The sequence below is a fragment of the Streptococcus parasanguinis ATCC 15912 genome, assembly GCF_000164675.2.
Lineage (GTDB): Bacteria > Bacillota > Bacilli > Lactobacillales > Streptococcaceae > Streptococcus > Streptococcus parasanguinis.
Window position 1 is genome coordinate 1326796 of the sequence record NC_015678.1, and the last position, 20983, is coordinate 1347778.

Annotated in this window: 20 protein-coding genes and 2 tRNA genes; 3 read left to right on the forward strand and 19 right to left on the reverse strand. The window is 44.6% G+C overall.

Annotated elements, in window-relative coordinates; genetic code table 11:
* Positions 1–21: 21 nt before the first annotated feature.
* The 6 genes from purR to rsgA form a co-directional block, all read right to left on the reverse strand.
* A complete protein-coding gene (gene purR, locus HMPREF0833_RS06220) occupies positions 22–837 on the reverse strand; it encodes a pur operon repressor (protein WP_003015959.1) in 816 nt (271 codons plus the stop codon).
* 131 nt (positions 838–968) lie between these two features.
* On the reverse strand, positions 969–1916 hold the full coding sequence (locus tag HMPREF0833_RS06225; RefSeq protein WP_041818374.1) for a 3'-5' exoribonuclease YhaM family protein: 948 nt from the start codon (positions 1914–1916) through the stop codon (positions 969–971).
* On the reverse strand, positions 1903–3153 hold the full coding sequence (locus HMPREF0833_RS06230) for a DNA recombination protein RmuC (protein ID WP_041818375.1): 1251 nt from the start codon (positions 3151–3153) through the stop codon (positions 1903–1905). The genes HMPREF0833_RS06225 and HMPREF0833_RS06230 overlap by 14 nt, the downstream gene beginning before the upstream one ends.
* Position 3154: 1 nt before the next feature.
* Positions 3155–3787 carry a thiamine diphosphokinase gene (locus HMPREF0833_RS06235; RefSeq protein WP_013904210.1) on the reverse strand — a complete coding sequence of 211 codons (633 nt, stop codon included), beginning with the start codon at positions 3785–3787 and terminating at the stop codon, positions 3155–3157.
* Positions 3780–4439: a ribulose-phosphate 3-epimerase gene (gene rpe, locus HMPREF0833_RS06240; RefSeq protein ID WP_013904211.1), complete on the reverse strand. Its 660-nt coding sequence runs from the start codon at positions 4437–4439 to the stop codon at positions 3780–3782. Before rpe ends, HMPREF0833_RS06235 begins: the two co-directional genes overlap by 8 nt.
* 14 nt (positions 4440–4453) lie before the next feature.
* Positions 4454–5332, reverse strand: coding sequence for a ribosome small subunit-dependent GTPase A (gene rsgA, locus HMPREF0833_RS06245; RefSeq protein WP_013904212.1), 879 nt, complete (start codon positions 5330–5332; stop codon positions 4454–4456).
* Positions 5333–5638: 306 nt separating this feature from the next.
* Here rsgA and HMPREF0833_RS06250 point away from each other — a divergent pair, with 306 nt between their 5' ends.
* The 3 genes from HMPREF0833_RS06250 to HMPREF0833_RS06260 all read left to right on the forward strand — a co-directional run bounded on the left by HMPREF0833_RS06250 (position 5639) and on the right by HMPREF0833_RS06260 (position 6821).
* A complete protein-coding gene (locus HMPREF0833_RS06250) occupies positions 5639–6556 on the forward strand; it encodes a CPBP family intramembrane glutamic endopeptidase (RefSeq protein ID WP_003015941.1) in 918 nt (305 codons plus the stop codon).
* 89 nt (positions 6557–6645) lie between these two features.
* Positions 6646–6728 (forward strand) — tRNA-Leu (locus tag HMPREF0833_RS06255).
* 4 nt (positions 6729–6732) lie between these two features.
* Positions 6733–6821 (forward strand) — tRNA-Ser (locus HMPREF0833_RS06260).
* Between the two features lie 45 nt (positions 6822–6866).
* Here the strand turns inward: HMPREF0833_RS06260 and rsmA are convergent.
* From rsmA to HMPREF0833_RS11135, 13 genes are all read right to left on the reverse strand, one after another.
* Entirely contained in the window at positions 6867–7742 is an 876-nt protein-coding gene (rsmA, locus tag HMPREF0833_RS06265) for a 16S rRNA (adenine(1518)-N(6)/adenine(1519)-N(6))-dimethyltransferase RsmA (RefSeq protein ID WP_013904213.1), read from the reverse strand.
* 52 nt (positions 7743–7794) lie between these two features.
* On the reverse strand, positions 7795–8379 hold the full coding sequence (rnmV, locus tag HMPREF0833_RS06270; protein WP_013904214.1) for a ribonuclease M5: 585 nt from the start codon (positions 8377–8379) through the stop codon (positions 7795–7797).
* The gene (locus HMPREF0833_RS06275; protein ID WP_013904215.1) at positions 8351–9121 is read right to left on the reverse strand and encodes a TatD family hydrolase; all 771 of its coding nucleotides are present in this window, start codon (positions 9119–9121) and stop codon (positions 8351–8353) included. Before HMPREF0833_RS06275 ends, rnmV begins: the two co-directional genes overlap by 29 nt.
* A 125-nt stretch (positions 9122–9246) precedes the next feature.
* The gene (gene rpmH, locus HMPREF0833_RS06280; RefSeq protein ID WP_000831905.1) at positions 9247–9381 is read right to left on the reverse strand and encodes a 50S ribosomal protein L34; all 135 of its coding nucleotides are present in this window, start codon (positions 9379–9381) and stop codon (positions 9247–9249) included.
* A gap of 147 nt (positions 9382–9528) precedes the next feature.
* Complete coding sequence (locus HMPREF0833_RS06285) at positions 9529–10158, reverse strand: hypothetical protein (protein ID WP_013904216.1); 630 nt, start codon at positions 10156–10158, stop codon at positions 9529–9531.
* A 78-nt stretch (positions 10159–10236) separates the two neighbouring features.
* Positions 10237–11184 carry an RNA-binding cell elongation regulator Jag/EloR gene (gene jag, locus HMPREF0833_RS06290; RefSeq protein WP_013904217.1) on the reverse strand — a complete coding sequence of 316 codons (948 nt, stop codon included), beginning with the start codon at positions 11182–11184 and terminating at the stop codon, positions 10237–10239.
* A 15-nt stretch (positions 11185–11199) separates the two neighbouring features.
* Positions 11200–12015, reverse strand: coding sequence for a YidC/Oxa1 family membrane protein insertase (locus tag HMPREF0833_RS06295; RefSeq protein ID WP_041818502.1), 816 nt, complete (start codon positions 12013–12015; stop codon positions 11200–11202).
* Between the two features lies 1 nt (position 12016).
* A complete protein-coding gene (gene rnpA, locus HMPREF0833_RS06300; RefSeq protein WP_003002960.1) occupies positions 12017–12358 on the reverse strand; it encodes a ribonuclease P protein component in 342 nt (113 codons plus the stop codon).
* A 78-nt stretch (positions 12359–12436) separates the two neighbouring features.
* A complete protein-coding gene (locus HMPREF0833_RS06305) occupies positions 12437–13114 on the reverse strand; it encodes a CPBP family intramembrane glutamic endopeptidase (RefSeq protein WP_013904219.1) in 678 nt (225 codons plus the stop codon).
* Positions 13115–13199: 85 nt separating this feature from the next.
* A complete protein-coding gene (locus tag HMPREF0833_RS06310; RefSeq protein ID WP_013904220.1) occupies positions 13200–14093 on the reverse strand; it encodes a TDT family transporter in 894 nt (297 codons plus the stop codon).
* A 405-nt stretch (positions 14094–14498) separates the two neighbouring features.
* Positions 14499–15854, reverse strand: coding sequence for an accessory Sec system glycosylation chaperone GtfB (gene gtfB / locus HMPREF0833_RS06315; RefSeq protein WP_013904221.1), 1356 nt, complete (start codon positions 15852–15854; stop codon positions 14499–14501).
* On the reverse strand, positions 15838–17352 hold the full coding sequence (gene gtfA / locus HMPREF0833_RS06320) for an accessory Sec system glycosyltransferase GtfA (protein ID WP_013904222.1): 1515 nt from the start codon (positions 17350–17352) through the stop codon (positions 15838–15840). Before gtfA ends, gtfB begins: the two co-directional genes overlap by 17 nt.
* A gap of 486 nt (positions 17353–17838) precedes the next feature.
* Positions 17839–20715, reverse strand: coding sequence for an LPXTG cell wall anchor domain-containing protein (locus HMPREF0833_RS11135; RefSeq protein WP_371094393.1), 2877 nt, complete (start codon positions 20713–20715; stop codon positions 17839–17841).
* Positions 20716–20983 lie beyond the last annotated feature (268 nt).

Below are 20983 nucleotides of genomic sequence, written 5' to 3' on the forward strand. Positions count from 1 at the left end.
TTTGATCCTCCTTTGTATCCTTTAGTCAAAGATATTTCCAACTTCAACATTCAATTTATTTTCTTTCACATCAATATTGGTCACTCGTAATAAGGATTTGTGTTCAAAGAATTCGCGATCTGTTGAAGCATTATCAGCAAAAACAGCTACCCCTGCTAATTCCGAATCGAATTCAGCCAAAAGACTGACCATCCCGTTGATCGTTCCACCGCCTTTTAGGAAATCATCCACAATCAAAACCCGACTTCCTGCTTTTAGACTACGTTTTGAAAGGAACATTTTTTCAATACGGTCGCCACTAGATCCTGAAACATAGTTAACACTGACGGTTGATCCTTCTGTGATTTTTAAATCACGGCGGACAATAACAAAAGGAACATTCAAGACGTTTGCCACTGCATTGGCTAGAGGAACTCCCTTGGTCGCTACAGTCATGACAGCATCAATCTTCTTATTACGGAAGGCTTTAGCAATGATACGGCCGATACGATTCAAAATCTTTGGATTGCTTAAAAGATCAGATAAGTAAATGTAACCCCCAGGAAGAATACGGTCACTTTCAGACAATTGCTTGCAGAGGTCTTGAACGATTTCTTTTGATTCCTCGTCTGAGATAGAGGGCGTAAAAACAACGCCTCCTCCAGCTCCTGTGATGGTTTCAATATTTCCAATTTCCATCTCTTCAAAAGCCCGCTTAATAATCACGATATCTTCTGAGATAGAAGATTTAGCAGACTCATACCTTTCTGCAAAGGTATTGAGGCTAGTCAATTCATAGGGATGGTTGATCAAGTAATTAGAAATTACAACCATCCGTTCACTTCTTCTTAATTTCATTTTCTCACCATGTAGTTTTTTCTATCATTATACCATAAGAAGCGAAAAAAACGAACATTCTGATTTACAGAAGGCCGTTTTTCCCTAATTTTTTCTTTTTTTTGGAATAGTTTCCGTATTTATCTCTGTTTTTACTGATCGATATTCGGTTTATAGAAAGATCGGTTTTCCATAGCGAAAATCTTGTTGGTCATCTCGCCAGGACCAACCAAACCTAGAGCTGTTGTCATCATCATCATTTCTGCATCCAAATTGTCGATCATATGAATAATCTCTGCTTCCATGATCTTTGGACGAACAGGACTACCGTATTCGAGTAATCCATGGTGACTCAAGATCACATGGCGAAGGACAATTACCTCTTCTTTTTGGTCATCAATCTTCAAGTCTTGCAAGACTTTGGTGATTTCTTCATCTATCAAAGCAATGTGACCAATGAGATTGCCCCGAACAGTGTATTCTGTATTTTCAGGACCCGTCAACTCGATCACTTTAGCCAAATCGTGTAACATAATCCCTGCAAAGAGCAAACTCTTATTCAATTGAGGATAGATATCGCCGATACTATCTGCCAAGCGGACCATGGTCGCTGTATGATAAGCGAGACCTGCTTCAAAGGCATGATGGTTGGTCTTAGCAGCTGGATAGCTATAAAACTCTTTCTCATATTTTCCATAGAGGGCACGGACAATCCGTTGCCAAACTGGATTTTCAATTTTGAAAATCATGTTTGACAGGTATTCATGCAATTCCTTGGGATCTACTGGTGGTTTTTCCTTGAAGTCTGCTGGATTGTTGGGCTCTCCTGCTTGTGGCAAGCGCATATTCAATTGATTAACTTGTGGAGTATTATTGTAGACCTCCCGACGACCAGCCATATGGACCACGCGCCCAGCTGTAAAGCTCTCTACATTGTGTGGTTGGGCATCCCATAGTTTGCCTTCGATCGTGCCGGTCTCATCCTGAAAAACAAAGGCTAGATAGTTCTTCCCAGCCCGCGTTTGACGCACTTCTGCTGACTTGATCAAATAGAATCCTTCGAACAATTCATCTTTTTTCATTTGGTTAATTTTGACCATCATCTTCTCCATCTTCTATATATACATCTAGTCCCAGCAGGTCCTCATCGCTTTCGATTTGGCGGAGTGTCCGCTCGATGGCACTGGTCCGTCTGGTTAGCAAATCATCAATATTATTGGAAGCATTCTTTAAATGGCGTTGAGTCTTGGCCAAAATCCCTCCAAACTTATGGAATTCTGATTTGACCGATCCCAACACTTTACTAATATCGTCTGCACTCTTTTGGATGTTGAGCGTTTTAAAGCCAACAGACAAGGAGTTCAAGAGGGCTGATAGGGTGCTTGGACCTGCCACTAAAATTTGTTCGTCCCGACGCAAGCGATCGAAGAATTCTGGATTGCGAACCACTTCGGAATAGAGGCCTTCGGTTGGCAAAAAGAGAATTCCGAAATTAGTTGTCGCTGGTGGAAAGAGGTATTTTTGTTGGATATCCTTAGCAAAACGCTTGATACTAGCAAGAAGAGCCTTGCGGTAACGCTCAATTTCCTCTTTCTCTCCTGATTCATAAGCTTCTTCCAGACGATAGTAGTCTTCCAGTGGGAATTTAGAGTCAATCGGCAGATAGACTGGCTCCTCTCCTTGCCCTGGAAGCTTAATGGCATATTCCACGCGCTCACTGGATTGAGGAACGGTGACAAACTCTCGCTCATACTGGGCTGGGGTCAAGATATCTTCAATGATTTGGCCCAGTTGCAATTCGCCCATAATCCCACGCGTCTTGGTATTGGAGAGAACTTTATTAAGGGTTCCGACATCCCGCGCCACCGTCTGCATTTCTCCCAGCCCTTTGTTGACCGACTCCAATTGTTTTGAAACCGTCTCAAAGGAGGTCTGCAAACGGTGTTGCAAGGTTTTCTCCAATTTTTCTTCTACCGTTTGGCGCATCTGTTCTAGCCGCACTTCATTGGACTCTTGGATCTGGCGCATGCGCTCATCTGTTTTGTCCCGATTTTTAGTAAAGTGCTCATTCATCTCAGCGCGCAGAGCCGTCGTCTGCTGGTGGATCTCCACTCGCATCTCGGTCAAGCGATCTGTCAGGGCGATCTCTAACTGCTGATTGGTAATCTGGCTTGCTTGTCTTTCTTTTTCAAAACGATAGTCCAACTGGTCTGTCAAATGATCCTCGTGGTCTTCCAGCATCTCTCGTAAAGCCGGTCTTGTATCATCTGACCGTTGCAAGAAATAGATGAGGAGGCCCAGATTGAGCAGGCCAATCAGAAGCAGAATGATATTCATATTAACCTCTGTCTTTACTATAAACAATGACAAGATAGCCACGATCAAGACTCACTTGAATCGGTTGATCCAAAAATTCATTGGAGCCATACATGGCCTTCAAAAAATAATTCTCCTGATGGATCGGATACTTGGCCCCTGTGATCTCTAAGTGGCCTTCTCCGACAGGCATAAAACCAACATAGGACATGGCTGGATCCGGCTGAATCTCATGGCAACCAGCTGGTCTGTAGATCAAGCGATTTTGACCATCGACTAATTGGATCTGGTCCATGTAGGGAGCTAGGTCTGGATCGGTTGGCAAAAAGATATTGGACAAAAAGTGATCCAAACGACCGCCAAAGGCACCATAAACGGTGACAGCAGCCTCTGGATAGGCCTCAAAGGTCGCTTTCAAGGCCAATTCCAAATCCGTATCGTTCTTTTCAGGAACGGATTGAACAACTTGTTTGGCTTGGGTTCGGATCTGGCGCAAATCGGTCTCAGAGACAGAATCGAAATCCCCCACAGCTATATCTAAAGGCAGACCTTTTTCCAGTAACTTCAAACAGCCACCATCAACGCCTACATAAACGTCATGATCTTTTGGCAAGAGCGCGCTGTCACCTCCTGCCAGTATTGCGATGTTATCCATTTACAGCATCTCGGAGCGTTTGAACGCGCTCATTGACATCTCCATTAAAGACATAAGAGCCTGCTACAAAGACATTGGCCCCGGCTTCTTTGGCTTGCGAAATACTTTGGTCATCAATTCCACCATCCACTTCGATATCAAAGTCTAAGCCTTTTTCTTCACGAAGAGCGGCTAATTCGCGCACCTTGTCCATGGTTTCAGGCAAGAAGGCTTGGCCACCGAATCCTGGATTAACGGTCATAACCAAGACTTGATCCACCAAATTCAAGACATGTTTGATACTGTCTACAGGAGTCCCTGGGTTGATCACGACACTAGCCTTCACACCCGCTTGACGAATTTTTTGAAGAGCTCCGTGAATATGGGGAGTAGCTTCTACATGGATACTGATGATATCAGCTCCTGCACGGGCAAATTCTTCGATATGGTGTTCGGGATTGGTGACCATCAAGTGGCAATCAAAGACCAACTTGCTATGTGGACGCATGCTCTCTACGACACCAGCCCCGAAGCTAATATTAGGCACAAAATGGCCATCCATGACATCGATATGGGCATAGTCAGCTCCAGCTGCTTCTAAGCGTTTCAATTCACTTTCAAAATTGGCATAATCGGCACTCAAAATTGAGGGGGCTAATTTCATTGTTTTCATTCTTGTATTGTCTCCTATTTTGGCATTTTTTTCGAAACTTTTTTATAGGTTTCGCGACGATTTTCAATCTCACTTAAAAATTGCAAGTAATCCTCATAACGGAAAGTCGCAATTTCCTCTCTTTCAACGGCTGGTTTCACCGCACAAGCTGGCTCATGCGTGTGGGTACAGGTACGAAATTTACAAGAGTGGCTCACGTCGGCGATCTCTGGGAAGGCTTGATTTAAGTCTTCACTGGTCGTCACTTCATAATCAAGGGAGGAGAAGCCAGGCGTATCTGCGATCTTTCCTCCATTTAAATGGTAAAAGCTGACAGCTCGAGTCGTGTGTCGACCGCGCCCCAGACTATCTGAAATCTCACCCGTTTCAAGCTCCAGATCCGGAGCGATTTTATTGAGCAAGGTCGATTTTCCTACACCGGTCTGTCCCATAAAGACTGTGGTTTGATTGGTCAAAAGGGGCAAGAGTTCCTCAATCGACAAGACAAAATCATAGCCAATAGCCTGGTAGATTCCTTGGTAGTAGTGGATGTCTTCCATATTTTCTAACAAGTCCAGTTTTGAAATATAGACAATGGGATGAATCCCCTTATGCTCCAAAAGAACCAGAAAACGATCTAAAAGATTGGCGTTGAAATCCGGTTCCTTAGCTGACATGATGACTACTGCCTGATCAATATTGACAATAGGAGGGCGCACGAGGCTGTTTTTTCGAGGCGCAATGCTCAAAATGTAGCCTTCTGAATTCTCTTCAGCAGAGAACTCCACCTGATCCCCCACATAAGGAGTCTGTCCTTTTTTTCTAAAATTTCCACGAGCCCGTGTCTGGTAAATGTACCCGTCTGACTCCACGTAGTAGAAGCCAGCCAAGGCCTTGACGATGGTTCCTTGCAAATCGCACTCCTTTGAGTTTAATACTCCTATTATACCAAAAAATGCGAAATAAGGCTGGAATGCTTGTTAAGAAAATCTGGAACTAGTTTCAGCAATTTTTTTAAGGATAATAAGGAGAGAACTTGCAACCGCTTCCAAATTTAGGTATAATAAATGTGAAAAACATTCATAAATAAGTTGCATGTGGGAAACTAGAGACAAGCATGATAGAAAGGAAGTGAAGACCAGAAACGCACCTTGTTTCAACGCTCACTTGGCTGAACAAAAAATTTTTCTTTGTTCTTCGTTTTTAGATGGAGGTTCTTTATGAGTCTTTCTTTTCTTTCTAAGCAAAATCCCTTGATTGACAATATCAAAAAGGGAAAATTTCTGACACCTTGGTTTTTGGCTCCGTTCATCTTGTATTACATCACAGAGTACATGTCCCCTGTTAGTACGGCATCGACTAGCTTCTTTCTCAATAAGCAACACTGGATCCCAGACTGGTGGAATATCCTTGACCTTTGGTCCTTCCTCTATACCATTATTGCCTTTTTCCTTTGGGTTCGCTTGATTGAAAAACGGCCTATTCGAACCATGGGATTTTCCAAAGGAAATGGGCTTTCTGAATTCGCCAAAGGTTGCCTTGTGGGAGGCATCATGATCACAACAGTCTTGATCGTCTTTTTAGTCACAGGGAATGCCACATTCCATCGCATTCAATTTAGTATGCCATTTCTTGTATCTTGGATTTTGGTCTTGATCGGCTATATTTTCCAAACTGCGGCAGAAGAAATTTATATCCGTGGTTGGTTGATTCCAACTATCTCCTACCATACCAATGCCCTTCTAGCTATCCTCATCTCAGCTACTATGTTCTCCTACTTCCATATGAATAACAACGGTGCTTCTTGGTTCTCTACTGTTCATCTCTTCTTCTTTGGGGTCTTTACAGCAGTCTATGCCCTGAAACGCGGGAATATTTGGGGACCTTGTGGCTTCCACTTTGCCTGGAATTTCCTGATGGGAAATGTCTATGGTTTTCATGTCAGTGGCTTTGATAGCGAATCATCCTTGATGTACTTCACAACTTCAAATCACACCTTGATCACCGGTGGTGAATTTGGTCCTGAAGGGGGTATCCCGGGATTAGTGGTCTGCATCTTAGCTCTTTTATGGGCCATCTTTATCCTCAAAGATACCTCCAAGGAGCAAGATAGCCTATATCCTGCGGCATTGAAATGATCTATTGATAAAGGAACAGGAGCCATCTGTAGGCTCCCTGTTCCTTTTTTTCCTTGGCATTTTTCCTAAAAAGTGTATAATAGAACTATGCGGAGGTGGTGGAACGGCAGACACGCATGCTTCAGGCGCATGTGCCCTTTCGGGCGTGAGGGTTCAAATCCCTTTCTCCGCATCTTGGAAAGGTGGCCCAGCTCGGTACGGCACCGGACTCGAAATCCGGCAAGTGGATTTTATTCACGCGCGGGTTCAAATCCCGTCCTTTCCTTCAACAATAAACAAGACATGAGCTACGAAGCTCATGTCTTTTCTGTTATTTTATTCCTGCTTCTAGAAGGCCATCTGCTAGGCGAGCGAAGTCTTCTAAGCTAAGAGCTTCTCCTCGTACAGAAGGTTGCAGGCCTGCAGCTTGGATTCCTGCTTCCAGTTTGGCTTTGATTTCTTCGGTCTTGCCAAAGCGACTGGTCAAGTTGTTCCAAAGGGTTTTGCGACGGTGGACAAAGCTAGCCTTGCTGACAGAGAAGAAGAAATCTTCATCCTTGACGGTTACTGCTGGTTTTTCACGACGGACCATCTTGAGGATGGCAGAGTCGACGTTTGGTGCTGGCACAAAGACGGTGCGAGGCACAATAAAGGCTACCTTAGCAGTCATATAGTATTGGACTGCAATGGATAAAGAACCATAAGCCTTGGTGTTGGGCTCAGCTGAGATGCGGTCTGCCACCTCTTTTTGCATCATGACCACAAATTCTTGGAAAGGAATCTTGGATTCGATCAAGTGCATGAGGATGGGAGTTGTGATGTAATACGGAAGGTTGGCCACTACCTTAATCGGAAGGTCTGGATTTTTAAACTCTGCGATGTACTGGTTGAGGTCTACCTTGAGGATGTCTTGGTTGACAACCGTGACATTGTCAAAATCACGCAAGGTATCCGCCAAAATGGGAACCAAGCGGTCATCAATCTCAAAGGCCATGACTTCTGCAGCATTTTCTGCCAAAAACTCAGTGAGAGCTCCAATTCCGGGACCGATTTCGATGACATTGACCTGCTTATCAATCTCAGCAGTATCCACAATCTTTTGAAGGATGTTGGTATCGGTCAAGAAGTTTTGACCGAAGGATTTTTTAAAGGTAAAACCGTGACGCTCCAGCACTGCCTTGGTCACGCTATAATCTGCAATTCTCATTTTTTCTCTTTTCTAATCAGTTTAAGGGTAAAGGATCCCCTCTACTTCCGTCTTAATAACGGGCCATCGCCTCTTCGACTTGGGCCAAACAAATTCCAAACAACTCCAAGCGTTTGATCAATTGTTTGCCATTGCAGTAGCCGATGCGCAAGGCTTCTCCTAGATATTCCCGTCGTTTGCGACTATCGTTGCCCATCAACAGACCAAGACGCATCAAATCAGTCTTTGTGATATCAAAGAAATTCTCATCTTCATAGGAGCCCACAAGTCCAGCTAGGGCTTTTTCTAAGTCTTCAAAACTGGCATGCTCCACTCCAAGAGAACGCCCCTTAGTCTTGGATTTGGGGACTGCTTCGCCACGATTTAAAAAGGCATGTTTGGCCTGGGGCACCTCTTGCATAATGATCTTGCGAATTCGCTCGCCATTATAGTCTGGATCGGTAAAGACAATGACCCCACGCAACTCTTGCAAGCTAGCAATTCGTTCCAAGTCATCTTGATCGATCGCAGAGCCTCGGGTTTCATAGGTATCCACCTCATAAAAACGACGGAGATTGGCTGTGTCGTCCTTGCCCTCCACGACAATCACTTCTGGTATTTTTCTTTTCTCAGTCAAGGCCAAATACCTTTCTTGCATTGTCATAGGTTGCCTGAGCCACTTCTTCTGTTGTTAAGCCACGTAGTTCTGCAATAAAATCTACCACATAACGAGTGTAGGCTGTTTTATTTTCCCGACCACGTTTGGGAACTGGTGCCAGGTAAGGGGCGTCTGTTTCAACCAAGATCTTCTCGAGCGGAAGGCCAGCTGCCGCTTCTTGGACATCTGTTGCCTTCTTAAACGTCACTACTCCAGAAAAGGAGATCATCATTCCCAGATCCATGAAGCGTTTGGCTTCTTCTAGACTTCCTGAGAAAGAATGCATGATCCCACCGCGAGGACCGACTCCTTCACTCTTGATGATGGCATAAGTATCTTCTAAAGCATCGCGTGTATGCACCACAAAGGGGAGGTCCAAGTCCTTAGACAATTGAATCTGACGACGAAAAACCTTTTCTTGGACATCTTTTGGTGCCGTCATCCAGTGGTAATCCAGACCGATTTCTCCGAGTGCGACGACTTTGGGATGTTTCAACTGTTCAAGTAAATAGGCCTCCACTTCAGGACTATAATCGCCTGCCTCAGTGGGGTGCCAACCCAGCGTGAGATAGAGTTCTGGGTGCTGGTCTGCCAAGGCTATTCCTCGCTCAATCGTCGGTTTGTCAAAACCAACGATATTATGGGCTACAACGCCCATTTCCTTGGCCAAATCGAGCTCTTCTTGTTCTTTTCCTGCGAATTCTTCCACATTGAGATGGGTGTGGGTATCAAAAATCTGCATGATCTTCCTTTTCTTCCGAGTTTTTCTTCTTTCTATTATAGCAGAAAGCGCCTCTAAATTCACTTTCGGACAAAACAAAAACCAGTAGTCTCGAGTTTCTACTGGTTTTTAGGTTTTTATCTGAATTACGCAGCCAAAACTTTGCGTCCTTTACGACGACGAGCTGCCAATACGCGACGACCGTTTTTAGTTGACATACGGTTACGGAATCCGTGTTTGCGCGCACGACGAAGTTTACTTGGTTGATAAGTACGTTTCACGATGAATACCTCCTCATAGATTTTGTATTCGTTTAGCCGGCTAGTTGTGATCAGTTACTAAACATACTTTACTATTCTATCGGATTCAACTCTATTTGTCAATAGCTATGGCAAAATTGTTGCAAATACAGGTCGGAGAAAACCTTTCTACACCTGACGGGTTGCCAAGTAATAGGGTTCCAGAGCCACCAGCGCCTCTTGCAACTGATCCAGGATATCCTCAAGAGAATCTTCCTCAACTAGAGAAATATCGTATTTGACGAGGACCTTACGAACCGCCCCTTCTGCTACTGCTTGCAACAGATCATGGCGATTTTTTTCTGTTCCTTCTACCCTTTGACTCTCTCCATTTTTCTGGACGAAATAATAAACCGGCTGAGAGATAGGAAGGACGAGAACCTTATGTTGTTTTTGAAGACTCTGCTCGTCTTTTTTTCGCTCGATAAAGCTCACCTCTAAGGAAACACCAAAATCAACTGCGTCTCCATAAAGTCTCAAAGCAAACATGGGTTCTGCCATCGTCCCTTCTCCTTTTAGATAGGCCCAAAAATGAGGCCGCAAGACTTGAGCCTGGTTCATCCATTGGCTAGTCCGATCCTGCTCCAAGTAAGGGTGACGCTTCTGAAAGGCTGAGACTAAATCGGTGAATTCCTTACGAGCCACTTGAGCTAGTGCACGATACTGCTCCATCTCCGAGGCTAGCCCCCCTGCCTTTGCCGGTGTCTGGTAGTGAATTCCTTGAAGCTTTAAAAACTCTCGAATCGCTGCAAATGTCATCTGCTTCCTTTCTAATCCTAACAAAAAGGGAGAGATCGGCTCAATCCCGTCTCTCCCTTATGGGAAATAATAGCTAGATTATCCTTCGATGTCTACCACCACGTAACGGTTTGGTTCTTCCCCTTCAGAGTAGCTAGTGACTCCTTCCATCTTAGAGACGATCCGGTGAATGATTTTCCGTTCACTGTTTGACATTGGATCTGTCTGTTGGGCTTGCCCATCTTCGAGAGCACGTGTTGCCAACTTCTGAGCATAGCTTTGAAGAACTTCTGCCCGGTGTTCTACATAGTCATTAACATTAATGGTAATGTAAAAATTCTTTGAGTAGCGGTTATAGAGGTAATTTTGCGCCAAGAGTTGAAGAGCCTTCAAGACTTTTCCATGATAACCAATCACGCGCCCAGGCTCATTGGTATCAATTTGCATATTGACCGTACGGCGGTTGTGACTGCTTGAAATGGTTGCATCGACATCCATTTCATCAACCACTGTTTGAACATAGGCTGTCACATCAGCTACGACTTCTTCGATATTGTAGTTTTCCTCTACCTCGATACCAAGGTTTGAGAAATCAGACTCGCTTGATTCTTTTGTCGCTGGTTCTTTGACTTTCTCAAGGATATGCTCATGCCCTTTTTCTTCAAGAACCGTATTCGCTTCTTTTTCATGTTTGAGAATCTCCGTCTTGATTTCTTCAGAGACGACTTCTCCCTCTTTTTCAACCTTCTTAATCGCAGCAACCACGCGCCCAAGGTCAACTGTTGCTTCGCTCACGGTCTTGACCGGCTCGTTTTGTGCATTAATTTCGTCCGGTACGCCTTTGACAGCTTTTTGATTGGCTTTGACGACCGTTGTTTCTGCAATCGGCTCAATCTCTACTTGGGCTGGCTTCTTCCCAAAAAAGCCAAGAAAACCTTTCTTCTCACGTGCTACAACTGTAATATGTGCCTTCATACGGGGAATATCTAAATCGTTCAGGCCTTTTTGAATCGCTTCTTCAACAGTTGCTCCAGTATATAGGACCATATGTCCACCTCTTTCTTATTTTTTCTTTTTCTGTGCTTTGTTTAGGGCACGGCGTTTTTGTTTTTCCATGTCGCGCGAAGCTTGCTCTTTTGCTTCACGCTCTGCAATAATCTTGAAGGGGTTGTTCAAGAGATAGGTTTGCCCGACTTGGTAAGCATTTGAAGTCACCCAGTATAGTGCGACCCCACTGGCTGAGAACAAGGCAAAGAAGAAGATCATCACAGGCATCACATACATCATAGTTGTTGCACTTCCATTGCGCTCTGGCATGGCTTTATTGGTCAACCAACTACTGAAAAATGTGAAGAGAGCTGCAAGGACTGGCAAAATATAAGTCGGGTCGATCGCGCCAAGATCCAACCAGAGGAAGTGACCAACTTTAAGGAATTCGACACGGCTCAGTGCTTGGAACAAGGCCATCAGAACCGGCATCTGGATTAAGAGAGGAAGGAAGGCTGAAGACGTTTTGACACCTTTTTCCTTGTAGAGGGCCCGCATCTCTTCAGAAAGCTTGGTCCGACTATCTAGGTCCTTCCCAGGATACTTAGCTTGTAATTCCTTGAGTAGGGGTTGAATTTCCTGCATCTTGCGGGTTGAATTCATTTGATACTGGAAGAGGGGCAAGAGGACCGTCCGAATAACAATGGTAAAGACGATAATCCCTACACCGATATTGCCGCCAAACGATAAGAAGCGGATAGCTTCTGCAAAGAAGTAGACGAAGCGTTCCCAACCACCTGTCGACTGAGCTGTCACTTGAGAGGTTCCACAAGCTGTCAAGACCAATAAGGCCGCTCCTAATAATCCAGTTAACTTCAGTTTCTTTTTCACTTTATTCCCTTTCTTGGTAGACATGCGCTAATTTTAAGACATGTACAAGATTTTTCTCTACTTGATGAAAGTCGAGCTCCTCCACTCCTTTACGAGCAATAACAACAAAATCATCGGTCGTAAGGAAGGCTTGGTGTTTGATCAAAACATGGCGAATCAAACGTTTGATGCGATTTCTGGTCACAGCATTTCCCAGTTTCTTACTAACAGATAGACCGACTCGAAAATGTGGTTGGTCTTTGCGCAAGCGGTAAACAACGAATTTCCGATTGGCAACATTTTGACCACTTTTAAAAATAGCATTAAAATCTTTGTCACGTTTGACGCGGTAGCTTTTTTTCAAACCTCAACTCCCTCTTTTAAATTTATTCTATTATACCATATTTTCAAAAAAAACCAATCTCACTCAGGAAATCGGTTATTACTTGAATACAGATAAAAGTAAAGGCAAGGTGTAGTAGAGATTGAGCAAGATATGAGCCAAAATAGGAGAAAGGAGCGTCTTACTCCGATAATACAGGATCCCAAAAATCACACTCGGCAGGAGATAGATGATACAAGCCCCCAGCGAAAAGGGATTGTGGAGAAAATGTAGGCCACTGTAGATGAGGGCTGGAAGCCAAATCTCAGCATAGAGTTTCCAGCCTTTGAAGTAGGCATTCACCAAGGCTCCACGAAAGATCAGCTCTTCTGTCACCGGCCGGATAATAACCATTGCAATCACTAGGATAAGCACCCCTGTGGGGCTAATTTCCCGTGGAAACAGACTCAAAACGGCTGCCCGTCCTTGAACAAAACCACTGATGAAGTAGTCCAACCAGTAAACCAAACAGGCCGCAAAAACGGCTTCTATCAGAGCTTGAAGAGGGTTCTTCCCCAGCTTAAATTGCGCTTTTTTAGAAAAACGGTAGACCAAAAATCCTGTAAAGACTGCATAGAGGCCTTCTAGGCCAAATAAGGTCCAATAATAGCTATTGGCGCTTGCTACACTATTGGAGACGTACTGGCCCAAAGGGCGAAATTGGGGCCGAACATAAAAATAAAACAAGAGCAGAAAAAGGGGATAAAGCAGCGAGATCTTTCCTTTAATGAATTTCATAGATACCTTTCCTATAGAGTATGACAAATCGTATAGTGCATCTTACCATAATCGTGACAAGGTTTCAATGAAAAAGGATGACTTCCTACTCCCTGAGATAGACCACATAACCTCCTAAAACAGCGACTAAAATCAAGAGACAAAGAAGAGTTTCCATCCATACGAGAGCTGTCAAGAAAGGCCACTGCAACAAGCCTTGGGCCATTTTCAAAGAGGTCGCTGTGATGACCGTTGGAAAGGTCAGGGCTGAAAAAGCAGGTTGAAAACCTTCTTTGATCATTCTCGGTAGACGCGTCAAAACAAAGAAATAAAAACCTTGTGAGGCAACTACCATGATCAGTAAGAACCAGACAGGAAGGCTCGCTCCACCCACACGAACCAGAGCTGCTAAAAGAAGGGAAAATGGAGCGCAATAGATGCCTTCTTGGCCCAACAGATGACTGGGCAAGGGGGACTTCTTCAAATCATGATAGATAAGGGGATAAAGAAGAAAGGTCAAACCAAAACCAATCACTAAAGCGAGATAAGCAATCTCTCTTATTCCTACAACTGGATAAGTCAAGGCTGCTACTGCAATGCCCACATAGAGAACGGTCCAACTTGGAGTGGCATTGGCTCTTGGTCGCGCTAGGATATGGGTCTTGGTAAAATAGAGAATTAAGCCCAGATCCAAGAGAAAGGCAGACCACCAGACCAACTGTGATAGACCTCCAAAGGCGGGAAAGAGGCGCAAAAGATAGGTGGATAGAATCATCCCTGCCATGGGAAAAGTCGCCATCCCAGATAAAAGGGCTGGTTGTTGGAATTCTATCTTGGTTTCTTGCCAGCGAATCGCATGGTAAACTACAAAGAAAAACCAGAAGAACAAACCTGTCAGACTAAAGGCGTGGGCAAAGAAAGGTAGCGAGTCTGCAAGAAGGTTGCCAGCGCCAACCAGTCCTAACAGACAGCCTGAAAATACTAAGGGGATCTTTTTCATCGGGAGCTCCAATCATGTTGTCGCTTTCAGTATACCATAAAAACAGAGGGAACAGCATCAAAAAAGAAGTCATACAAATATGTGCTTCCCCCAAAAAAGAGGCTGGGACAAAAGTCCTAGCCTCTCAATTATTTTTGGATTGTCGAGCAAGACGCAGTGGTTGAGTGGGCTCTACTACGCTGATTTCATCAGCTTTTACAGCCCTACTCAACTGTGCGGAGGTGGGACGACGAAATCGAATTCTAACGAATTACCGATTTCTGTCCCACTCTCTTTTTGGAGGGCCATACAATATCCGACTTCTTTTTTAGTATCGGTGATTTTTCTACATCATTGATTACATTCGATGCTAATGGAAGGAGGAATCAGCCCGTAGAAACAGCATAAATTCCTCCTTCCTTTTAATCATTCAGCTTGCATGCCTATTTCTTCTTGCAAACGAGCTCGGAAAACAGCTGGTTCAATGCTACTTGATTGGGTAATTTGCTGAACCACAGCTTCTTTGTATGTCTCTACAGATTGGTAGATTTCCCGGATACGCGCTACAAAGTCAGCTTCCTTTCCTTGTTCAAAGATATTTTCTTGCGCAATATAACGTCGATCATGTAAAGTGTGTGAAAAGCCTAGAATAATTTGCTGGTGTTCAAATGCTTTACGAACAATACCTTGTACCTCGCCATAGTGGTTAATATCCAAATAAATACTTGACTGAACCAATAATTCTTTGATTCGATCTTGACTAATATTTTGGTATAAGACAACGTTAGGATAGCGGACCATTGAAGAAAGTACTGGAGACATTTCCGTTAACGCTGCAATTCTAAAAGTAACATCCGGCAACTTCTCTACTAGCTCCGTTAGAGCCTCAATTTGATCAGAATTAGTCAAGACAAAGGTATCCTTACGAATATCTTCTTTAACCTGAAAATCATAAATGTAGCCCAACGGCATAAAGAATCTGTGTTGTTCTGCTGATGTTAATTCTAAAGCACGTTGGTAGGTGCTATTCTGAGGAATCACAATTTTATTGGTACGCAAATTTGGAGTAGATAAAATAAACTGCATATTTCCAGGCAATTCATCATAAAGAGGTTCCTGCCAAATTAAGAGATCATGCCCCTCAACACCTTTATTTCCCAAGTGTAGACTGACATTGAAGGAGAGGGCCAGTGTATTATAGATCACTTTATCTAGATTAAAACCTCTATATTCTAGATAGAACATGAAATAATCTAAGCGACTCTTGAAAATTTTCATAGGGGAATTAGGCAAGGTTAAGATCAAATCACCTGTTTGATGATTTTCTGTCAGGCGCTCAATCGTTCCCTCCAAATAAGTGGTCACTAAGGGTTGTCCTTGACCATCACAAGTCGTAACAGCAATCTTGCGACCGTATTGATCATAGCGCTCGATCATCACAACTTGATTTTTGTCATCCAACCACTCTACACGTTCAACAATACGCTTATAAGAAGCTATATGATAATAAATACGAGCCTTCTCCTGACCATAATAAGTCACTTTCCCCATATTGTTATCACCAGAAATTTCCCAAAAATCTGGAACTAGGACTTCATTAAAATAACGTCCTCGTTTTTCACCTTCTGGCTGTCCTAAGAAATAAAGGAAAGGAGACTCTACACCGTCTGGCAAGAAACCATCTGGCTCTAGAACGACTGTCGGATGATGAAAACCTGACTTCTGCATAGAATGAAGCAAATCTTGGCTCTCACGAGAATAACTATCAAATACATTCAGCATGTGTCACCTCTTCTATCAATTGAGACCAAGCTTCTTCTACTCGGCTGGTCAAAAAGTCTTCCGCACGCGTATAAGATGCTTGGCGCATATTCGCTAGCTCTTCATTTTGGTAGAGCAAAACAATCTTTTCAGCATAGGAAGAAGCAATATGATCCACCACTTGATCAGAAGAAGATGGAATCAGATAGCCATTTCTTCCTTCTGTTACAAAGGTCTGATTGCCATAAGGAACATCAAAACCAATAATCGGAAGACCAGAACCGATAGCCTCCATCAAAGTCAAACCAAAGCCTTCGCTAGTCGATGCAGATAGGTAAACTTCATAGTTCTTATAAATCTCTTCAAGATTGGCATGTCCTTTGAGATGGACATAATCTGTCGCCCCCAATTCATCGATAAGAGAGCGCAACTTCCCCTCTTCTCCACCATTGCCATAGATATCAAAGGATAGCTCCGGTAACTCTTTTTTGGCACAGACCACTGCTCGGACCAACCAATCAATATGTTTCTCAGTAGCTAAGCGAGAAGCTGTAATCATAGAGAATGGCTTGCGATTTTCATTTTGTGGCAAGCTTGCAAGACTACCAACCGGAATGGTATAGATAGCAGGTCGATGGTTGGTGTATTTGGCAAACTGCTCTGCTAAGATTTCTTTTTGACGGTCGGTAGCGACAATAAAGAAATCCACCTTGTCCGCATTTGTAAATTGGTAGTCGTAATAGTTATTCCACAAGATGTACTGATCATCAACATTATTGGCACTGAAATGCTCTGCATGAACAACCACACCCAGGCGAGCTTTTTGGGCTTCTTCAAAGATAGGCTGCCCGATATTGGTTTCCCGATCTAAAATAACCAAATCTTGTTTGGTCAATTGAAGGGTCTGCATGAAGTAACGAATCAATTCTTGCCGACCAACTAGGAAGCGATCTGGAAAACGGTAGACTTCACGACCATCCGCCATCTGCATGCTGTAGGCAACCGTCCCGTCTTCATTGTAAAATCGGCGCTCAATCAAGTTGGCTTGATTATCCTTAGGAATAAAGTACTCGGTACAGTAACGAGTGTAGGAGAAATAATCCTTTCTCACCAAGATCCCTCTGGACACATACTCGCAGCGTTCTACATAGGGACTGTTTTCTTCCCGCAGGTAGCAGGTCAAAAAGTTGTCTTGGTCCTCATAAAAGAAGCGCTTGATCTTACCATCAACTTCTTCACGAGTGGGTTTTCCTGCAAATCCTGCTAAGACCTGATCAATCGTATAGGTCGTAGGTGCTATCTTTATATCCGTGAAATGGCTGTAGAGCCAGATGATTTCATCATTTTTAAAACCGATATTTTCTGTTAGATGCTGGATATTATCGGCAAGGATCATATCCATAAACACAAATTTGGCTGGTTCATGGATATTGCGTAACAACTGAGCACGATAGGCCTGGGCATACTCGACACCACTGCTGGCCCAACCAATTCCCAGGTTGATATTATATACTGTCATAATGTCCTCTTTTGTGGAAAATGCAAGGCGCTTTTCCTTTTTTAATTTCTACATTACAGAATGTGGAGGGAGATATATGCCCCAACCACATTTTAACCGATTAGAAAAAACTAATCTTTTCCAATTAGTACGACTAACATTATAACACACAATTTACTATTAAACACTGGATGAATACTTCAAAAAACAACATCCTACTCCCTCGAAATACTTGTTCTTCAATTATTATTTTAAAAGTTTCCTTTTATCCTATCCATTAAATATAAAAAGGGAGTGAGACTGAACGAATTTAAACTAAATTCGTTCGTAGTCCCACCCCTTTAAAGGTTATATAGCCTAAGATTATAGCTAAAAGAAACTTTCTTTGTAAGTTCTCACCACTGCCTCGAAGCAGTGTTTCAAGCACTTATAACTATTAGTCATCGAAGGTTGGGCACTTTGTTTCCAACCTCTCTCGTACTGAAGAATAAAGGTGAACAAACTTCACTACTGTTCAATTACTCCATCTTCATCCTCATCTTTTCTTCTTTTAGCAACAACTCCTAAACCAAGTAAGCCTGTCAGTAGACCAAGTCCTAGGGTAGCTGTATTAGCTGACTGATCACCTGTTTGTGGCAATTTCGCATGTGTCTCTGACGACTGTGCTGAGGCCGAAGCAGAAATACTTGTACTTAGAGAAGCGCTTGTGCTGGCTGATTCACTGGCACTGGTTGAAGCACTTTGTGAAGCTAAGGTACTTGCAGATTCACTCGCACTCGTTGATGCACTTTGGGAAGCCGATGTACTTGCGGATTCGCTCGCGCTGGTCGAAGCGCTTTGTGATGCACTGGTGCTTGCAGATTCTGATGCACTCGTTGACGCGCTCAATGAAGCTGAGGTACTTGCTGATGCTGAGGCGCTCCTTGAGACACTTTGCGATGCAGAGATGCTCTCAGATACAGACACACTAATAGAATCCGAGATAATAACACTATTAATATCAATGCTATCAAGAGAGTGGATCGCCGGATCTCCCTTACTTGTAATGACAGAGTTTGATGCACTGGTTGAAGCACTCATTGATGCAGACGTACTTGCGGATTCGCTGGCGCTGGTCGATGCACTCATCGATGCTGAGGTACTTGCTGACGCTGACGCGCTCGTTGAAGCGCTTTGTGAAGCACTTGTGCTTGCTGATTCTGACGCACTTGTTGAAGCGCTTTGTGATGCTGATGTACTTGCGGATTCAGAGGCACTAGTTGAGGCACTTTGTGAAGCTGAGGTACTTGTGCTTGCAGACTCACTTGCACTTGTTGATGCACTTTGCGATGCTGAGGTACTTGCTGATTCAGAAGAACTTGTTGATGCACTTTGCGATGCACTTGTGCTTGCGGATTCGCTCGCACTTGTCGATGCGCTTTGCGATGCAGACGTACTTGCGGATTCGCTTGCACTTGTCGAAGCGCTTTGTGAGGCTGACGTACTTGCTGATTCACTTGCACTTGTCGATGCACTCATTGATGCACTGGTACTTGCTGATTCACTTGCACTTGTCGAAGCGCTTTGCGATGCGGACGTACTTGCGGATTCGCTCGCACTGGTTGAAGCGCTTTGTGACGCTGACGTACTTGTGCTTGCAGACTCACTTGCACTGGTTGATGCACTTTGCGATGCGGACGTACTTGCTGATTCACTTGCACTTGTCGAAGCGCTTTGCGATGCGGACGTACTTGCTGATTCGCTCGCACTGGTTGAAGCGCTTTGTGACGCTGACGTACTTGCGGATTCGCTTGCACTTGTCGAAGCGCTTTGTGAGGCGGATGTACTTGCGGACTCTGACGCACTTGTTGATGCACTTTGCGATGCTGAGGTGCTTGCTGACTCTGACGCACTTGTCGATGCACTTTGCGATGCTGAGGTGCTTGCTGACTCACTTGCACTTGTCGATGCACTTTGTGAGGCGGATGTACTTGCTGATTCGCTCGCACTTGTTGAAGCGCTTTGTGAGGCTGAGGTACTTGCTGATTCGCTCGCACTGGTTGATGCACTTTGCGATGCGGACGTACTTGCTGATTCGCTCGCACTGGTTGAAGCGCTTTGTGAGGCGGACGTACTTGCGGACTCTGAGGCGCTAGTTGAAGCACTTTGCGATGCGGACGTACTTGCGGATTCGCTCGCACTTGTCGAAGCGCTTTGGGATGCGGATGTGCTTGCTGATTCAGACGCACTTTGCGATGCGGACGTACTTGCGGACTCTGACGCACTCGTTGAGGCACTCTGTGACGCTGACGTACTTGCGGATTCGCTCGCACTGGTTGAAGCGCTTTGGGATGCGGATGTGCTTGCTGATTCAGAAGCACTTGTCGAAGCACTTTGCGATGCGCTAGTACTTGCTGATTCAGAAGCACTTGTTGAGGCACTCATTGATGCACTTGTGCTTGCTGACTCACTTGCACTTGTTGATGCACTTTGCGATGCGGATGTACTTGCAGATTCAGAAGCACTTGTCGATGCGCTCATTGATGCACTTGTGCTTGCGGATTCAGAAGCACTTGTCGATGCGCTTTGCGATGCTGAGGTGCTTGCTGACTCTGACGCACTTGTCGAAGCGCTTTGTGATGCAGACGTACTTGCTGATTCTGACGCGCTGGTTGAAGCACTTTGCGATGCAGATGTACTTGCTGACTCTGATGCACTTGTTGACGCACTCTGTGACGCTGAGGTACTTGCGGACTCGCTCGCACTGGTTGATGCACTTTGGGAAGCCGATGTGCTTGCAGATTCAGACGCGCTCGTTGATGCACTTTGCGATGCTGAGGTACTTGCGGATTCGCTCGCACTTGTTGAAGCACTTTGTGAAGCTGACGTACTTGCGGACTCGCTCGCACTTGTCGAAGCGCTTTGTGAAGCACTTGTGCTTGCTGATTCTGACGCACTTGTTGATGCACTTTGCGATGCGGATGTACTTGCAGATTCGCTCGCACTGGTTGAAGCACTTTGTGACGCTGACGTACTTGCGGACTCGCTCGCACTGGTTGAAGCACTTTGTGATGCAGACGTACTTGCGGACTCACTTGCGCTGGTTGAAGCGCTTTGTGATGCGGACGTACTTGCGGACTCACTTGCGCTGGTTGAAGCGCTTTGTGATGCGGACGTACTTGCGGATTCGCTCGCACTTGTTGAAGCGCTTTGTGATGCGGACGTACTTGCGGATTCACTGGCACTGGTTGAAGCACTTTGCGATGCGCTAGTACTTGCGGATTCAGAAGCACTTGTTGAAGCGCTTTGTGAAGCTGATGTACTTGCGGACTCACTTGCACTTGTTGACGCACTTTGCGATGCGCTAGTACTTGCAGATTCAGACGCGCTCGTTGAAGCACTCATTGACGCTGAGGTACTTGCGGACTCTGAGGCGCTAGTTGAAGCACTTTGTGAAGCTGACGTGCTTGCGGATTCACTTGCACTAGTTGAAGCACTTTGTGAAGCACTTGTGCTTGCTGATTCTGACGCACTTGTTGATGCACTTTGCGATGCGGATGTACTTGCAGATTCGCTCGCACTGGTTGAAGCACTTTGTGACGCTGACGTACTTGCGGACTCGCTCGCACTTGTTGAAGCACTTTGCGATGCTGATGTACTTGCTGATTCGCTC

Bases quoted from the DNA above. Each gene is read 5' to 3' on its own strand.
- gtfB (WP_013904221.1), bottom strand. From the start codon at position 15,854: ATGCTGAATGTATTTGATAGTTATTCTCGTGAGAGCCAAGATTTGCTT.
- HMPREF0833_RS06225 (WP_041818374.1), bottom strand. From the start codon at position 1,916: ATGGTCAAAATTAACCAAATGAAAAAAGATGAATTGTTCGAAGGATTC.
- HMPREF0833_RS06310 (WP_013904220.1), bottom strand. From the start codon at position 14,093: ATGAAAAAGATCCCCTTAGTATTTTCAGGCTGTCTGTTAGGACTGGTT.
- HMPREF0833_RS06275 (WP_013904215.1), bottom strand. From the start codon at position 9,121: ATGCAGATTTTTGATACCCACACCCATCTCAATGTGGAAGAATTCGCA.
- purR (WP_003015959.1), bottom strand. From the start codon at position 837: ATGAAATTAAGAAGAAGTGAACGGATGGTTGTAATTTCTAATTACTTG.
- rpe (WP_013904211.1), bottom strand. From the start codon at position 4,439: ATGAAAACAATGAAATTAGCCCCCTCAATTTTGAGTGCCGATTATGCC.
- HMPREF0833_RS06235 (WP_013904210.1), bottom strand. From the start codon at position 3,787: ATGGATAACATCGCAATACTGGCAGGAGGTGACAGCGCGCTCTTGCCA.
- rsmA (WP_013904213.1), bottom strand. From the start codon at position 7,742: ATGAGAATTGCAGATTATAGCGTGACCAAGGCAGTGCTGGAGCGTCAC.
- gtfA (WP_013904222.1), bottom strand. From the start codon at position 17,352: ATGACAGTATATAATATCAACCTGGGAATTGGTTGGGCCAGCAGTGGT.
- HMPREF0833_RS06250 (WP_003015941.1), top strand. From the start codon at position 5,639: ATGAGTCTTTCTTTTCTTTCTAAGCAAAATCCCTTGATTGACAATATC.
- HMPREF0833_RS11135 (WP_371094393.1), bottom strand. From the start codon at position 20,715: ATGAGTGCTTCAACGAGCGCGTCTGAATCTGCAAGTACTAGCGCATCG.
- rnmV (WP_013904214.1), bottom strand. From the start codon at position 8,379: ATGCAAGAAAGGTATTTGGCCTTGACTGAGAAAAGAAAAATACCAGAA.
- HMPREF0833_RS06230 (WP_041818375.1), bottom strand. From the start codon at position 3,153: ATGAATATCATTCTGCTTCTGATTGGCCTGCTCAATCTGGGCCTCCTC.
- HMPREF0833_RS06305 (WP_013904219.1), bottom strand. From the start codon at position 13,114: ATGAAATTCATTAAAGGAAAGATCTCGCTGCTTTATCCCCTTTTTCTG.
- HMPREF0833_RS06285 (WP_013904216.1), bottom strand. From the start codon at position 10,158: ATGACATTTGCAGCGATTCGAGAGTTTTTAAAGCTTCAAGGAATTCAC.
- jag (WP_013904217.1), bottom strand. From the start codon at position 11,184: ATGGTCCTATATACTGGAGCAACTGTTGAAGAAGCGATTCAAAAAGGC.